This is a genomic window from Sporosarcina luteola (assembly GCF_023715245.1).
GTDB lineage: Bacteria > Bacillota > Bacilli > Bacillales_A > Planococcaceae > Sporosarcina > Sporosarcina luteola_C.
On sequence record NZ_JAMBNV010000004.1, the window covers coordinates 20,706 to 37,065 of the forward strand.

The 16,360-nt window shown below is 43.8% G+C and carries 16 protein-coding genes and 1 pseudogene; 7 read left to right on the forward strand and 10 right to left on the reverse strand.

The features are described 5' to 3' along the window. Positions 1-29: 29 nt before the first annotated feature. From M3152_RS15320 to M3152_RS15340, 5 genes are all read right to left on the reverse strand, one after another. Positions 30-881: a M23 family metallopeptidase gene (locus M3152_RS15320; protein ID WP_251696412.1), complete on the reverse strand. Its 852-nt coding sequence runs from the start codon at positions 879-881 to the stop codon at positions 30-32. A gap of 309 nt (positions 882-1,190) precedes the next feature. Continuing rightward, entirely contained in the window at positions 1,191-1,421 is a 231-nt protein-coding gene (locus tag M3152_RS15325) for a hypothetical protein (RefSeq protein WP_251696414.1), read from the reverse strand. A 133-nt stretch (positions 1,422-1,554) separates the two neighbouring features. Next, positions 1,555-2,229 carry a Type 1 glutamine amidotransferase-like domain-containing protein gene (locus tag M3152_RS15330; RefSeq protein WP_251696416.1) on the reverse strand — a complete coding sequence of 225 codons (675 nt, stop codon included), beginning with the start codon at positions 2,227-2,229 and terminating at the stop codon, positions 1,555-1,557. A 149-nt stretch (positions 2,230-2,378) separates the two neighbouring features. After that, positions 2,379-2,828, reverse strand: a complete 450-nt coding sequence (locus M3152_RS15335) for an NUDIX domain-containing protein (protein ID WP_251696418.1) — start codon at positions 2,826-2,828, stop codon at positions 2,379-2,381. A gap of 325 nt (positions 2,829-3,153) precedes the next feature. After that, positions 3,154-4,329 (reverse strand): MFS transporter, encoded by a 1,176-nt coding sequence (locus tag M3152_RS15340; RefSeq protein WP_251696419.1) that lies wholly within the window; start codon positions 4,327-4,329, stop codon positions 3,154-3,156. Positions 4,330-4,403: 74 nt separating this feature from the next. Here M3152_RS15340 and M3152_RS15345 point away from each other — a divergent pair, with 74 nt between their 5' ends. The 3 genes from M3152_RS15345 to M3152_RS15355 all read left to right on the forward strand — a co-directional run bounded on the left by M3152_RS15345 (position 4,404) and on the right by M3152_RS15355 (position 6,856). After that, positions 4,404-4,787, forward strand: coding sequence for an OsmC family protein (locus M3152_RS15345; RefSeq protein WP_251696421.1), 384 nt, complete (start codon positions 4,404-4,406; stop codon positions 4,785-4,787). A gap of 333 nt (positions 4,788-5,120) precedes the next feature. Continuing rightward, a complete protein-coding gene (locus tag M3152_RS15350; RefSeq protein WP_251696423.1) occupies positions 5,121-5,297 on the forward strand; it encodes an SE1561 family protein in 177 nt (58 codons plus the stop codon). 20 nt (positions 5,298-5,317) lie between these two features. Beyond that, a complete protein-coding gene (locus M3152_RS15355) occupies positions 5,318-6,856 on the forward strand; it encodes a fumarate hydratase (RefSeq protein ID WP_285847247.1) in 1,539 nt (512 codons plus the stop codon). Positions 6,857-7,184: 328 nt separating this feature from the next. On the opposite strand, the pseudogene M3152_RS15360 reads toward M3152_RS15355, so the two are convergent. Beyond that, a pseudogene (locus tag M3152_RS15360) lies at positions 7,185-7,340 on the reverse strand (transposase); the annotation flags it as partial. A gap of 657 nt (positions 7,341-7,997) precedes the next feature. On the opposite strand from M3152_RS15360, the gene M3152_RS15365 reads away from it, so the two are divergent. Further along, positions 7,998-9,902, forward strand: coding sequence for a heavy metal translocating P-type ATPase (locus M3152_RS15365; protein WP_251696424.1), 1,905 nt, complete (start codon positions 7,998-8,000; stop codon positions 9,900-9,902). Between the two features lie 22 nt (positions 9,903-9,924). On the opposite strand, the gene M3152_RS15370 is transcribed toward M3152_RS15365, so the two are convergent. Beyond that, a complete protein-coding gene (locus tag M3152_RS15370; RefSeq protein WP_353056622.1) occupies positions 9,925-10,911 on the reverse strand; it encodes a YihY/virulence factor BrkB family protein in 987 nt (328 codons plus the stop codon). 23 nt (positions 10,912-10,934) lie between these two features. Continuing rightward, positions 10,935-11,312 carry a YtxH domain-containing protein gene (locus M3152_RS15375; protein ID WP_251696426.1) on the reverse strand — a complete coding sequence of 126 codons (378 nt, stop codon included), beginning with the start codon at positions 11,310-11,312 and terminating at the stop codon, positions 10,935-10,937. A gap of 259 nt (positions 11,313-11,571) precedes the next feature. Here M3152_RS15375 and M3152_RS15380 point away from each other — a divergent pair, with 259 nt between their 5' ends. Beyond that, positions 11,572-12,954 carry an alanine/glycine:cation symporter family protein gene (locus M3152_RS15380; RefSeq protein WP_251696428.1) on the forward strand — a complete coding sequence of 461 codons (1,383 nt, stop codon included), beginning with the start codon at positions 11,572-11,574 and terminating at the stop codon, positions 12,952-12,954. A gap of 48 nt (positions 12,955-13,002) precedes the next feature. Beyond that, the gene (locus M3152_RS15385; RefSeq protein ID WP_251696430.1) at positions 13,003-13,224 is read left to right on the forward strand and encodes a DUF1128 domain-containing protein; all 222 of its coding nucleotides are present in this window, start codon (positions 13,003-13,005) and stop codon (positions 13,222-13,224) included. A 91-nt stretch (positions 13,225-13,315) separates the two neighbouring features. On the opposite strand, the gene motB is transcribed toward M3152_RS15385, so the two are convergent. After that, entirely contained in the window at positions 13,316-14,077 is a 762-nt protein-coding gene (gene motB / locus M3152_RS15390; protein ID WP_251696432.1) for a flagellar motor protein MotB, read from the reverse strand. After that, a complete protein-coding gene (gene motA, locus M3152_RS15395) occupies positions 14,061-14,876 on the reverse strand; it encodes a flagellar motor stator protein MotA (protein WP_251696434.1) in 816 nt (271 codons plus the stop codon). The genes motB and motA overlap by 17 nt, the downstream gene beginning before the upstream one ends. 220 nt (positions 14,877-15,096) lie before the next feature. Here motA and M3152_RS15400 point away from each other — a divergent pair, with 220 nt between their 5' ends. Next, a complete protein-coding gene (locus M3152_RS15400; RefSeq protein ID WP_251696436.1) occupies positions 15,097-16,329 on the forward strand; it encodes an aminopeptidase in 1,233 nt (410 codons plus the stop codon). Positions 16,330-16,360 lie beyond the last annotated feature (31 nt).

The following is a 16,360-nucleotide window of genomic DNA, read 5'->3' on the forward strand; positions in this document are numbered from 1 at the left end:
GGAATAGGCGGTCTTTTTATGGATTTTGCTTATTCTACAAAATCCCCTTGGATAAATTTATCCTCCCTGTCAAATCTAATATTGATGCTTTTTGAATTCGTCGGGTCCGGAGAATCAGCCACATGAAAATGGATATGCGGTTCACTGGAATTCCCTGAGTTACCAACTAGTCCGAGTAGGTCACCCTTCTTGACCTTATCCCCCTCCTCTACTACTACCGATTGATACTTAAAGTGAACGAGATAACTGAATTCCTCATTGCCATGATCAAGGATGACATAATTCCCGAAAGGTTGCTCCCGATTCATTTTACCAACTGGGTTACTATCTTCTACACCATTTTCTACTTTCACAACTATTCCATCAGCCGGAGCCAAGTATTCCTTGCCGAATGCAAAATAGCTTTCATTTAAGGTAGGATCCCCTTCGTACGTGCTGTAGTCATTCCTTATCAAAAAGTCGTAAGCATAGCGCTGGTTTTCAAATTCATAATGGTAATTAAGCAGACTGTTTGTACCTCCCCACAACACAAACCACTTATCCTGAAAAGGAAAATCAAATACTGTTTCCGTATATATGTTGTCAGTTTCCGGATACGCATCGAGTGGCTTCATCTGCAATATGTGGAAATTATCATCCTCCCCAACGATTGCCATCATTCCTTTAGAACCACTTTCATCTATCCAACTATATTGCTTGGCACCATTACCATAAGGATTTTCAGATTGTAATATATATGTTGTAACACCTTTATTAAATTTTTCACCTGACTTACGGAACTGTTTCAAGCTAACTTGATCCTGAAACGTTTTGCTCGTCTGACTGTACACCTTCTCATAGTCCCCGTTTAGAAAAGCATCGGGTAATTCCTTTGGCTTCAACAGTTTGACGCCTTGCTCAATATTCTTTTCCTTCCTTTCTTCTCCCCCCTCCTCTCCAGGATTACAAGCCGTTATGAATACCGTTGAAATAGCAACCAGGATTATTAAAAGCTTCAAATACCTCAAGATACCCCTCCTCATTCAATTTTGGCGATTATATAGTACTACAGCCAATTGAATGAAAAAGTTTCATTTACTGAGGTTAACTACAACACCCGAAAAAAAAAGAGACACATTTCCTGCGCTCGTGCCCGATTGTATAAATACAGTCTTTCATAAAAATGAATTTCTCCGTCTCCAAAATCCCTTTTACGTATAAACAGAAAAAGACCATACGGTTAAAAAGATGCTTACTATTCCCCAAAGAACGGCTCCCCATATCCACCAAACAATAGGTTTAGTTGAAGTCTGTTCACTCTCCATACTTTCCTCTTTTTCTATTATTAAAGCCAGCTTCCTTTCCATACTTTTTTTCATAAAAACGAGAACAACAAATCCGATCACAATGAAACCAACAGTTATCCAAAGTAGCGAATCCATTTTTACACCCCCTAGTTAAAGTACGACCCAACACAATATATATTGCATCCATTAACATAGTTCTTAGACTTTGAAGAAAGTCTTCCACAATCTGGCCCTCCATCACTAAATTAACGAAATTAATTCAATTAAGTCATAGCCATTCACTTCGGCTGAGTATCTCATCCAATTTCCGAATTTTTGAATCGGAAATTAAAAAAACATTGCCAAAAACGTCGATTTTGTCTCCTTTTACACGTACAGCGCAATCTTTATTCGACGCATAAATATCTATTTCTTCCGATAGTTGAGATAGTTCGCTTTGAACCAAAGCCATGTTATTTTCAAGATCAAAATGAGACAGGATGGAAAAATTGTCAAGACCGATTCCATCGTAAACAGAGCTCATTTTAACTTCATCTCCAAAGTTTTTCGAGCATAAAAATTTAGCGGACATGTTAATTGCTCCAGCGCTTGCTCCCATCACAACGGCGTTGCTATCTTTAATCGAATCCGATAATTCATATTCCATCAAAAAACTATTTTGATTAAGAATATTGCCACCCAACAAGAAAATGACGGAAGCATTTTGAATTATCGATTGGGCATCTTCCTTCTGTACGCGGTAATTAATTAAATGATACTCATCAAACATAATGCCAGCCTGATTGAGCCACGACCGTTCAGTAGCACCATCATCTTCAAAAATAGATGGATTCGAGCTAATCATGGCAAGCGATTTTCTATCAGTTATATCCTCCTGTAACACCCTACCCAGATTCTCTGGAAATAAATTATTAAACCAACCTAAATAATAGTGAATTTTCATAAGTCCCTCCGTAGCAATGTGTAAATTTTAAGATAAACAGCGCCCTTCAACTAACCTCCATTAGTTGAATTAGAAAATAGAACGGTCTAGACAACTCAACAATCTTCAGGTAAAGCACCCGTTCGTTTACCAAGAACCAAAGCAAAATTCTATTTAATATAGTCAAATATTTTAATGTCTACCTCATCTACATATCCAACCAGTTCCTTTAGATTCCATAACTTTATTACAGATGTCTCACTATTTTCTTGAAATGGTTGGAGTTCATCAAGAGTATTAAAATATATTGGATTATATTTCACTTCATCATTCGATAGGTTTTTAACTTTTAATAAACCCTTAAATTCTAAATCTGAAACAATTTGACCAGTTTCCTCGTAAAGTTCTCTGATTGCACATTCCTTTGGTGTTTCGTTTTCTTCCCTATTCCCCGCTGGCAATTCCCATTGTTTTCTCCAAGTGTTATAGCATAAAAGAAATTTCTCATCACACTTTATTACCGCAAATGAACCAGCTAATCGATAATAATCATATATTTCATATTCTTCTACTACAAGAAAATCAAGAAAACCAAACCCATTATTCTTAGTGATTAACATATTGTTTCCACCTGTCTTTGGAAAATCAACTCTTCAATTACCCTGCCCTGTTTGTGTTGAATGCAAGTATTTCGAAATCTTCAATTTATTTTAGCGTAGATTTCAAGTCTTCCAGCTTTTAAATATCCAATTAGCAAATGTTTAACAATGAAGTTAACTAAGGCACATAAATTTATGTGATGTTGCTAATTCTAATCTTCTAGATGTTGATGCAACACAAAAACAGGGACAACAATTCATTTGCATATGAATTGCGTCCCCGAACACTGTGTTTTTTATTGTTTTTACCACATCAACCGAATCCGTTAGTATATCTCAGCTGCCTTTAAGTAAGAGTGCTTTTTCTTCTCGTACCGTAAAGCGAGATGATAAACAACACCCCGAACAGGACGGAGATGATGAGCAAATAACTGACGTCTTCGACGAATTCAAGGAAGAGCCCGCCTGCAAACGGACCAGTCAGACTCCCGATGCTGAAAAAGATGCCGCAAAGCAAATTACCGGTCGGCAATAAGTTCTTCGGAGTCAGGTCGGACATATAGGAAATGCCAAGTGAAAAGATGGACCCGACGAATAGGCCGGCGATGAAGACAGTCACCATGACGAATGGGACTGAATTCCCCATCATGCTTGCAGCCCAGAACGCGACTGCCCCGCCCCCATATGTCATCGGGAGGATCGTGCTTCTTCCGAACTTGTCCGAAAGTATACCGAGCGGCAATTGTGAAACGATGCCTCCAATTGAAAATATGGCAAGGATCATGGAAACGGACGTGAGCTCCATCCCACTGCGCAACGCATACACCGGGTACATCGCATTTAATGAAGATTCCAGGAACCCATACCCGAACGGGCCTAAAAAAGCGATCCATGCAATGGCGATTGTGCTTGTAGACCGTTTTACAAAACTTCCCGCTTCCACATTCCCCTTCATCACTTCGGGAAAATCATTTTTCAATTTAAAGACGAGCAGCCATGCAGACATGCATAATAAGCCTGAGACGATGAATGGTAATCCTTCATGGATAGTGACGAGCGGCGCAAAGAGCGGACCTACGGCAAAGCCCAAGCTGAATGACAAGCCGTATATTGCGATATTCCTGCCCAATCTATGCTGTTCCGATGTACTCGTAATCCACGTCTGTGTTGAGAAATGAAGAGCGTGATCTCCAATCCCGATGAACAATCGCAAGATGAACCAAAAAACGACATGTTTCCATAACGGGAAAAGGAGCAATGATGAAAAGACGAGAACGCCGCCAAGTACGATGACAGGTTTGTATCCGTATTTACGTAATGGCGCTTCCATGAAAGGCGACACGAGAAGCGTACCTATGTATAAGCCAGTTGCATTCAGTCCATTCAATGCACTTGATATCCCGTCACGCTCGAATATGGCTGAGATGAGCGGCAATAACATGCCTTGTGAAAAGCCTGAAATCGAAACGATGATAACAAGTATCCAAAACCGCCGCTGTTGGGCGGATAATGTAGTAAGCATAAGCAATACGCTCCTTAATTATGAGAAATTACTATACAATAGTAGCACAAGTGGAATAAGGAGGATTGGTTTGAATGAAATTCGATATGACTGAAAATGGTTTTGAAACAGAAACATCGTTCGGCAAACTGCAAATTTCCGCCAATGACAAATATGGATTCCGTCCCTACCAGCTATTAGTTTCATCCATTGCAGTATGCAGCGGAGGCGTTCTACGTAAAATCCTTGAAAGAAAAAGAATGCCAGCAAAAAATATCAGTATTGAGGTAAAAGAAGTTGTCCGGAATGAGGAGTTCGCAAACCGTGTGGAGAAGATTCATCTTCACTTCCTCATTGAAAGGGAAACGATTAAAGACGAACAGATGGAGAAGATCATGCAATTGACAGCGAAGAACTGTTCAATGCTCCAATCGGTCATCGATTCAATCGAAGTTGTCGAGACATATGAATTTTTGTAATAAATGAATAAGGCCCAGTCCATATCTGATATCAGAATACGGCTGGGCCTTTACGTATGAATGGAACCTTCACTTTCATTTTGCATATAATTCGTAGGCGTTTATCGGCTAGGGCCGTCAAACGTTAACGGATCCCCTCCTTTTCGTAAGGATTCGATTCGTCTCTACACTACGGCCTCCTTTTCCAATTGATTACTTGTAGTATAGCATGTTGTTTTTCTATTGTAAAGATTTTGTTTAGCAGAATTATCGTTTTATATTGACAACCTTCTGCTTCATTGAAAAAAACCTGTAATTCGTATACGATTACAATGACGAAAAGAGGTGTACTTCTTGGACAACAAGCAAAGCAACAGTCATGTAAACGAGTTGAAAAATCGTCTCCATCAATTTTTGGAGAAGCTTGAATCGATTGAACCCGAAACAACAGACCTCGATGATATCGATCAGCTTATCGGTTTGGTCGATGAACTGGAAAACCAGATGAATAAACTAAAAAAAGATCAATGATGCTCTAGGGGGAAATGGGAATGTACATAGAACAGCTTGAGAAAAGTATGTATGACCTTATTTGCGAAACGTCCACAAATCTTCCGAAGGATGTCCGTCGTGCAGTAAAGGCGGCCAGAGAACAAGAAGACGCAGGCACTCGGGCTGCAATGAGCCTTGATACAATAGCGAAGAATATTAATATGGCAGATGATAAACTCTCTCCAATTTGCCAAGACACAGGATTGCCGACATTTAAAATCAAAACCCCAGTTGGAGTCAATCAATTGGAGATCAAGGCAGCCATCAAAAAAGCGCTCGTTCAAGCAACGATAGATGGCAAGCTGAGACCTAATGCTGTTGATTCATTAACTGGAGAAAACAGTGGCGATAATCTCGGCGAAGGCCTTCCAGTCATTAAATTCGAACAGTGGGAAAACGACCATATTGAAGTGAAATTGATTCTTAAAGGCGGCGGCTGTGAGAATAAAAACATCCAATATAGCCTGCCGACGGAGTTGGACGGTTTAGGCCGTGCGGGCCGAGATCTTGACGGCATCCGCAAATGCATCCTCCACTCCGTTTATCAAGCGCAAGGGCAAGGCTGTTCCGCGGGCTTCATCGGAGTCGGCATCGGCGGCGACCGGACATCGGGCTATGAGCTAGCGAAAGACCAACTATTCCGTGCGGTGGATGATATAAATCCGAACGCAGAGCTCGCACAATTGGAATCTTATATACTCGAGTCTGCAAATAAACTCGGCATCGGCACAATGGGCTTCGGCGGCGAGGCAACATTACTAGGATGTAAAATTGGTGTCATGCACCGCATCCCGGCCAGCTTCTATGTTTCCGTCGCATACAATTGCTGGGCTTACCGCCGGATGGCTGTAGATCTCGATCCGGCAACAGGCTCCGTTACAAATTGGCATTACAATGAAGGTGAAAAGCTTTCATTCGAACAAGATGAAGGACAAGCCGAAGTGAAACAGTCGTCCCGCGTCGTCGAACTGACTGCCCCTATCAGCGAAGAGCAGATCCGTGACCTGAAAGTCGGGGATGTCGTTAAAATCAGCGGCCGCATGTATACGGGACGCGATGCAATCCATAAGCATCTTTCGGAGAATGACGCACCAGTCGACTTAGATGGCCAGATCATCTACCATTGCGGACCGGTCGTGTTGAAAAATGAGGACGGCGGATACGATATCGTAGCTGCGGGACCGACGACATCTATTCGTGAAGAGCCATACCAAGGTGACATCATGAAGAAATTCGGAATCCGTGCCGTAATTGGAAAAGGCGGAATGGGACCAAAAACACTTGCTGCTCTGCAGGAACATGGCGGGGTGTACTTGAACGCAATCGGCGGAGCTGCACAATATTATGCAGACTGCATTAAAGCGGTTGAAGGCGTTGATCTTCTCCAATTCGGCATTCCGGAAGCGATGTGGCATTTACGTGTCGAGGACTTTACAGCCGTCGTCACGATGGATTCACACGGAAACAGCCTGCACGCAGACGTAGATCAATCGTCGCTTGAAAAACTATCCCAATTCAAAGAAAAGGTTTTTAGCTAATTGACTTTAACCCGGCACATCGTTACTGATGTGCCGTCAGAGTGTCTACAAAAGGGATGGAAATCGAATTGATTTCCATCCCTTTTGTATTATAAGACGCATTGATGCAAAAACGTTAGACTGACGCGACGTTGATTTCCGTTCCGGGCGGACGCTTTCCGGGGGGCTTGCCCTCAGCCTCCTCGGATGTGCTCCCAACGCTATCGCTTTTGGTCGCAAAAGCCGTTCTTCGTTACGGCTTTTCCTGCGGGGTCTTCACGCTGCGCTAATCCCCCAGGAGTCGCCGCCCTGCACTCCAATCAACTGGAAATCCTTTAAGACAGGGGTATCATTTCAGCTCCATAGCCGGCGCTCTCCACGTCCAACTGGCCAGCTTCTTAAGATTTAAGGCAGCAAAAGTCAGCATCGCCTGCATGGACATTTTATTAAGTCCCCTGAGGGTTGTCCATCGTATGCCATGCTTTTCTTTGGCATCGGCAAAGACAATAAGAATCTTTACTAATGGATAGATGAAGGAAAAATCAAGGGTGGCATCCAGTTTGCGCACCAGCTGGTCATGAGGAACCAACTGCTCTATGGTCAGCATTTCCAACTGTTCGCGTTCATTAATTTGATTCCTTGTCATCATATCCATCACCTCATTCAGTTAATAGAAAACACCGTTGATTGGAGCGGAGAGCGGCGACTCCTGCAGGAACAGCGCGAGCTGAAGACCCTGGACTGAGCGAAAGCCGTTACGAAGAACGGCTTTTGCGAGCACAAGCGAAGCGTTGCGAGCATAGGCTGCCTTAATTTCTGCAAAGAACGCAGAAATACGGCAAATCGAACCCTACGTTGTTCGATTGGCTGAAGCCGTGCCCGCGGAAAGCGTCCGCTCGCAGCGCAAATCAACATTGTAGCTATATCTCTATTTTAAAAGAAAAGAGACTGTAGGCACATCTTTACTGATGTGCCGTTTTTTTATGTGGAGTTATGAGTTTCGCATTTTCTCTGAACATGCTATACTACTAATTATAATAATTATAATATCATAATCATTATCGCTTCATCTAAAAAAACCTGTATTGCACTGCCAATACTAAACTTTAAACTTGTACCAAATACATGAAGATGAAATTCATTCTCAATGGGAGGTTAGTAAATGACAACACAAGCGAATGACTCAATGCAAAGCCCGGCTCATTGGACCACTCATTTGGAACTTGTCGCAGCAATCGTTTCGGGAATTTTGATTTTGGCGGCTTGGCTGATTGGAAAAGATGGATCTTCAACGATATCCATTTCCTTATATGGTATCGCCTTTCTAATTGGCGGCTTTGCAAAAGCGAAAGAAGGTATTGAGGAAACAATTGCCGATAAGCAGTTAAATGTAGAGATGCTGATGGTATTGGCAGCAATCGGATCAGCCATCATCGGTTATTGGGCTGAAGGAGCCATCCTGATTTTCATTTTCGCAATTAGTGGAGCCTTAGAAACGTATACTCTGAATAAAAGCCATAAGGAAATCTCCTCTTTAATGGAACTTCAGCCTGAGGTAGCATGGCTCATCCAGGAAGACGGATCAACTGTCAGTGTGGCTACCGATTCCCTATCTGTCGGCTCACGTATCCTTGTAAAACCGGGAGAGCGGATTCCGGTCGATGGCGTTATCATCCAAGGGGCGACTTCCGTCGATATGTCCGCCATTAATGGCGAATCGGTACCTGTCACGAAAGCAAAGGATGATGAATTGTTCGCAGGCACCGTCAATATAAGTGGAGCCATTCAAGTCGAAATGACGAAGCCAAGTTCGGAAACATTGTTCCAGAAAATCATCACGCTTGTCCAAAATGCACAAAGTGAAAAGTCACCTTCCCAGCAATTCATCGAAAAATTTGAAGGCACATACGTGAAAGTCGTCATTATCACGGTCATCATTATGATGTTTTTACCACATTATCTATTCGCCTGGGATTGGACGACGACATTTTACCGGGCCATTGTCCTGTTGGTCGTCGCCTCCCCTTGCGCGCTCGTCGCATCAATCATGCCTGCAACGTTAGCTGCCGTTTCAAACGGTGCAAAAAGAGGTGTCCTGTTTAAAGGCGGAATCCATTTGGAGCATCTCGGTTCATTGAAAGCAATCGCTTTCGACAAAACCGGTACATTGACTGCCGGGAAGCCGGTCGTGACCGATTTTATCATTCGTGAAAACGCGGATTCCGACCAAACTCTCGCCCTTCTTTCAAGCATAGAAGCACAATCGAATCATCCACTCGCAGTCGCCATCGTAAAATATGCCGAAGAGCGAGGGGTTTCCCAGTTAGTGAGTCCACAAATCGAGGACGTTCCTGGATATGGAATACGTGCATTCAGCAAATCCGGTGAAATCCTCGTCGGTAATCCGAAATTTGTCGGGACGAAATTGATTGATGAATTTCATGACGGAATTGTCCATGACCTTTCAAATGAAGGAAAGACAGTCGTTTCTATGAAAGATGCGAAAGGGATTCTCGCTGTCATCGCACTGAAAGATACGCTGCGACCTGAAGCATTCCGTGCGATCAAAGATCTGAAACATCTAGGAATACAGTCGATCATGTTGACAGGCGACAACGAAAAAACTGCGAGAACGATTGCCAATGAAGCAGGATTGGACCGGTACGTGGCAGAATGCCTGCCCGAAACAAAAGTAGAGGAACTGAAGAAGCTTCTGAAGGAACATGGAGAAGTCGGGATGGTAGGAGACGGCATCAATGACGCTCCCGCTTTGGCGACAGCCACATCCGGCATAGCGATGGGTGAAGGCACCGACGTTGCATTGGAAACGGCAGATGTCGTCCTCATGCAAAACGATCTGGCACGCATTTCATACGCGGTAAAGGTTTCTAAAAAGTTGAACCGAATTGTGAAACAAAACGTTTTCTTTTCCGTCGCGGTCATCGCTATTCTGATCATCTCCAATTTCATGCAAGTCGTAGATCTGCCGTTAGGCGTCATCGGCCATGAGGGAAGTACGATCCTCGTCATCTTGAATGGATTGCGGATGTTGAATAAAGTAGAATAAATGACAAAAAGAGCAATGCATGTCAACCGACTGCATTGCTCTTTTCTTTCGCAATTTTTGCTTGCTTCCGTTCCGTCATGACCGCGTTCAATTGTCCGCCAAGCATTAAGATGATTGCGGAAAAATAGAGCCACATCATGAGGACGATTATTCCTCCGATGCTTCCATACGTCTTTGAGTAATTGGCGAAGTTCCCAACGTAAAAGGAGAACGCCAGAGAAGTCAATATCCAACCCGCTGTTGCAAAAAACGCACCGGGCAACGCACTTTTCAATCGGATCTTCAGATTTGGAACGACCCAGTAAAGTGCAGAAAATACAAGGAAGATCAGAATTGGAGGTATGACCCATCGCAGGCTGCCCCAGAACCTTAGGAAGCCTTCTTCATTTCCAAAGTAGGAGAATGCCAGAGTTCCGATCTGTTGACCGAATACCGATAACAGAAGGGCTACAATTAATACGGCAATTAGAGCGACCGTGAATACGACTGACATTGCTCTCGCTACAAGGAACGACCTTGTTTCCTCTACATGATAAGACCGGTTCATTGCCTTAGTAAGAGCGTTCATTCCTTTGGATGCAGACCATATCGTTGCCAAGGCCCCAATTGATAAGAGTCCCCCATTCCGGTTTTTCAAAATTTCCTCGAGTGTGTCATGGATAAGTGTATAAACGCTCTCAGGCGCATAATCCCTTATGAACAGGTATACCTGAGATTCATCGATGCTCAAGAATGGCAATAGTGTTATCAAGAAGATTAATAGTGGAAAAAGGGACAACAGGAAAAAGAAGGCCAACTGAGAACCTAATCCGGTGATATCCACCATCTTGATTCTCACGAGGAGCTCCTTCCAAAATCCCTTCGACGTCGTGACATCGAATTTTTCCAAATCTCCATCCTTTACATCATCAAGGAATTTCATGACTTTGGAATTCGCCATGAACCCGTTCTTGTCTTCTTCGGATGGGTACGAAACTTTCTTCGGAGGTAACCGGTCTGTATGCTTCACATGCGACTCACTCCTTCCAGGGCTTATATCTTTTTTGCTTCCATACCTTCTTTCGACTCGTTCACAATCTCTTTGTATTCCTCTTTCGAATCAACAAAGGCGTCTTTCGTGCCGACAACCAGGTCTTTCACTTGCGGAGTTAGCGTTTTTAGCTCTTCGACCTGATTCTTAATATACGCAGCATCACCTGAAAATTGCTCGTATATTGATAAGTACTTGTCTTTCTGTTGTTGCAGCTTATCTTTCAGTACATCCGGATTCTTTGAATAATATCCTACCCGCTCGATCATCGCGCTTGATTTTCTCTTCACTTGGTAACGGGTGCTTCTATCGAACATGCTTACAGCTCCGCCTACTATTGCACCTAACAAGATAAATTTTCCAAATTTGCTGTTTCCCACGTAATACCCTCCAATATCATTCTAATTTGCATATATCATTATACCCTCGGGATGAAAAAACAAACAATAACTCCGAATCCATAAAAAAGTCTTGACTAATGTGAAGCAGTTAAGGCATATTAACCATAACACTATCAATATTCTTAATAGTCTAATGCATTAGATGGTGTTCACGGGAGGGAGTCGATAGACGAGGTGAATGTTTTTGATTGAAAAGTAATTCCGAATCAAAAAGACAAACAAAACAGGGGGTAGTATGATGGATGTAATCACAGGCTTTTTGGACAAGGCGAGTGGATTTATATGGGGACCGCCGCTGCTTGTCCTACTTGTGGGAACGGGTATCTTTTTAACTGTAAGACTCGGATTTATCCAAGTTCGTTTATTGCCATATTCACTGAAACAAGTATTTTCCCGCAAGCATGATAAAAAAGCTGAGGGTGATATTTCCCAGTTCCAGGCGCTGATGACCGCGATGGCCGCCACAGTAGGTGTCGGTAATATCGTCGGTGTCGCGACTGCAGTATACATGGGCGGTCCGGGAGCCGTCTTCTGGATGTGGCTCGCAGGTTTCTTCGGAATGGCTACAAAATACGGGGAAGCTATCCTTGCAGTCAAATACCGCGTTAAGGATTCCAAAGGTGAAATGGCCGGTGGACCAATGTACTATCTGGAACACGGTCTAAAGAAAAAATGGCTCGGTGTCGCATTTGCAATATTTGGAGCGCTAGCAGCTTTCGGTATTGGTAACGGTACACAATCGAAAGCAGTCGCGGATGTCATGAATAGCACATTCAATGTCCCGCATTTAGTTACTGGAATTGCCTTATTGATCTTCGGGGGTCTCGTCATCCTTGGAGGAATCAAATCAATCGGACGAGTTACTGCATTCTTCGTACCGATCATGGCACTCTTCTACTTCATCGCCGGTGCAATTATCATGGTCATGAATATCAATTTAGTTCCTGAAGCATTCGCTACAATTTTTAAGTTTGCATTTACAGGAGAGGCTGCTGCAGGCGGCGCAATAGGGGCTGCTATCCGTTTCGGGGTTGCCCGTGGACTCTTCTCGAACGAAGCTGGGCTCGGTTCCGCACCGATTGCGGCGGCGGCTGCAAGAACAGATATGCCTGGACGCCAAGCACTCATTTCCATGACGCAAGTTTTCTTTGACACACTTGTCATCTGTTCAATTACTGGAGTCACAATCGTCATGTCAGGTCAATGGCAAGACAAATCGATTGATGCTGGCGCCTTGACTGCCCAGGCATTTGGAACATTCCTTGGGGATGCTGGTCCAATCATCGTCGCAATCGGTATCGTATTCTTCGCAACGTCCACTATACTCGGATGGGGCTACTATGGAGAAAAATGTTTCCAATACCTTTTCCCTACAAACGGAGCAGTATTGGGCTACCGTATTGCCTTTGTAGCGTTCATCATCGTCGGATCTCTTGTATCCCTTGACATCGTTTGGCTTCTTGCAGACGTACTGAACGGTTTGATGGCGATTCCTAACTTGATCGGTCTTCTAGGATTGTCAGGCATCATCCTAATGGAGACAAAACGATTCAAAGCGAAGATTGAAGAGGAAAAAGAAGCCGAAAAAATGGGGAAACCAGCACCGGTTGACAGCAAGTAAGATTAATGTAATGATTAAATCCGATGCTAATGAAGGGCGGACTACATTATGGATCTATCTCAACCAACAGCTGAAAACGTAACGTATATGATTGAAAAGATCAAAGAGAAACTTCGAATGGTCAATGTGGATGCAATGAAAGCTGAAAACTTCAGCACTTCCCAGTATGAGGACTTGGTTTACATGTACGAGATGGTCATGAAAAGGGACACGATCACTCCGAATGAAATGCAAGCCATTGCAGCTGAACTTGGGGCATTGCGCAAATAATGAAAAGCCGATACGTCAGGGAAACCTGGCATATCGGCTTTTTCATTTAAAGAAACAGGCGAAAGAAATCCTTCACCCGTTTTTGCATTGATTATTCAACTGACGTTCCGTCTTTTAAAACGAGAGGCTGAATCAGAACTTCAACCCGTCTGTTCTTGCTTCTTCCTTCGACCGTGTCATTTGAAGCGACAGGCTTATTTTCACCATACCCCTTCACACTGAATAGCTGCGGGTCCAATTTGTCATTGTTGACAATCGTCTTCAGGAAATTGATCGCACGCATCATGCTAAGCTCCCAGTTCGACGGGAATTCCGCGCTATTGATCGGAACATCATCTGTGTGCCCTGTAATGACAATTTGACGTGGCTTCTCAAATACTAGCAGATTGGCAATGTCTTTTGACAAAGTTGCATACTGCGGTTTTATCGTCGCTTTTCCTGACTCGAACAGGATGCTGTCCCTGATCGTGATCAGCAGCCCTTCTTCAGTCAATTTTGTTTGGAATTGATTTTCAAGCTCTTGAACTGCAATATATTCATCCAGTTTATCTTGGATTTCCTCAAGGGACTGCTGGTCCTCCAAATAGGAGGAGTTTTCATTTTCCTCCCCTGCACTGTCTTTCGGAATCGGAACGGGCGTTGGTGCACTATTGTCCATCACGCCTGTACCCCCGTCAAATATCTGGTTGAATACGGAAGATATTTGACTGAACTTAGCTTCATCCAATGAGCTGGATGCGAACAGGACGATAAACATTGCTAATAGCAAAGTGAGAAGGTCCGCATAAGGTAATAGCCAAGATTCATCGATATGCCCTTCATCCTTATTCTTCCTCTTACGTCTCCTTGACAACCTGTTCCGCCCCCTTGTCGCTCGTATTTTTAGCTGCGAGCTTCCGACGTTCTTCCATCGACAAGTAAGACGCCAGTTTCTGTTCAATCACCCGTGGAGCCTCGCCTTCGAGGACTGAAAGAATACCTTCGATCATCATCATTTTCTGGCGCACTTCCTCTTTCGACTTCCGTTGCAACTTATTGGCAAATGGATGCCAAAGTACATAACCTGTGAAAATTCCCAGCAACGTCGCGATGAATGCCGCTGAGATGGCATGTCCTAGTGCATCGATGTCATTCATGTTCTTCAGCGCAGCTATCAAACCGACAACAGCCCCTAACACACCAAGTGTCGGCGCATAAGTCCCGGCCTGTGAGAAAATGAGTGCACCTGCCGAATGCCGATCCTCCATGGCTTCCACCTCTTCGGTAAGTACATCACGGATGTAATCGGCATTTTGTCCGTCGATTGCCAATCCAAGCCCATTTTTCAAAAACGGATCAATAATTTCATCTGACTTGGCTTCCAAAGATAATAAGCCTTCACGTCTAGCGACATCCGCCCAACTTGAAAACATCTTGATTAAATCCGAATCGGCCGTCAACTGCTGTTCTTTGAAAATGATGCCGAACAGCTTGGGCACCCGTTTGATCTCCTTCATCGGAAATGCGATGACCACTGCTGCCGCAGTCCCTACAATAATAATGAGGATTGCGGCTATATTTAACAGATTATCAGGTGTAACGCCTTTCATCGCCATACCGACAAAAAGCGCCACTGCTCCAAGGATAAGTCCAAAAACCGTTGATAAATCCATATCAGTACCTCCATGTCATACAGTCTACTTCTTCTTATTTCGACATATTCCTATCTTTCTTTAGTAATCATGAATAATTAATATGATCTCAAATTGAAATGTCACCTATAGTACACATATTCCGGCAGTATTGATTACTATGTATTTTTGAATTTTTCCCTTTGCCTGTTTTCTGACACTCTAGTACTATTAATACATACAGACCAAGGAGGTTGTTTAGTTGTCGACATTTGAACAGAAGTTGGAAAATTATGCAAAACTGATCGTAGAAGTCGGGGCGAATATCCAAAAGGATCAGATGCTCTTTATTAGCGCTTCCATTGAAACAGCCCCACTAGTCAGAATGCTGGCTGACAAGGCTTATACAGCCGGAGCTAGACATGTCATCGTCGATTGGGCCGACGAGGAACTGATTAAAATTCGCTATAAAAAGGCCCCTGCCGAATCATTTTCGGATTTCCCGGAATGGAAAGTGATGGAACGCGAAAAATTAGCAGAAGGCGGAGCGGCTTTCGTCAGCATCGTGTCTCAAAGTCCTGACCTGTTAAAAGGTGTGGACCCTTCCCGTATTGCAGACGTCCAGAAGGCAAGCGGAAAAGCACTCGGCAATTACCGGAAGATGATGATGGCCGACCGCTTCAGCTGGTCAGTCGTCGCGGCTCCTTCAAAGGCATGGGCTGCAAAAGTGTTTCCCGAGCTGGATGAATCTGAACAAGTCCCGGCACTCTGGGAAGCCATCTTCAAAGCTGTTCGAGCAGATCAGGAAGATGCGGTCGGAGCTTGGAAGGAACTTGACCGTACATTGATCGAAAAGGCCGATTATCTGACTGAAAAAGCATATGCCAAACTCCACTACAAAGCACCTGGTACCGACTTGACGATTGAATTGCCAAAAGGGCATCTCTGGGTTGGGGGCGGAAGTGTCAATGTCGATGGTAATGCGTTCATGGCCAATATGCCAACTGAGGAAGTATTTACAGTCCCACATAAGACAGGCGTGAACGGATACGTCAAAAACACGAAGCCGCTCAGCTACGGCGGTAATATCATCGATGATTTTACAATCACTTTCAAGGACGGACGGATTACAGAAGTGAAAGCCGGCCAAGGTGAAGAAGTACTCCAACATCTGATCGATACGGATGAAGGAGCCAAGCATCTCGGAGAAGTCGCACTAGTTCCGCATGCATCGCCAATTTCCGAATCTGGACTTCTCTTCTACAATACATTGTTCGACGAAAATGCATCCAATCACCTTGCAATCGGCAGTGCATATTCCTTCTGTCTGGAAGGCGGTAAAACGATGTCGACGGAAGAGTTGGAAGAACGTGGATTGAATCAGAGCATTACACATGTCGACTTCATGATCGGCTCGGAGGAAATGGATATTGACGGAGAGTTGGCGGATGGAACGATCGAACCTGTCTTCCGCAATGGGAACTGGGCATTCTGATTTCGGACACATTTTAGTAATAGAATTGAAT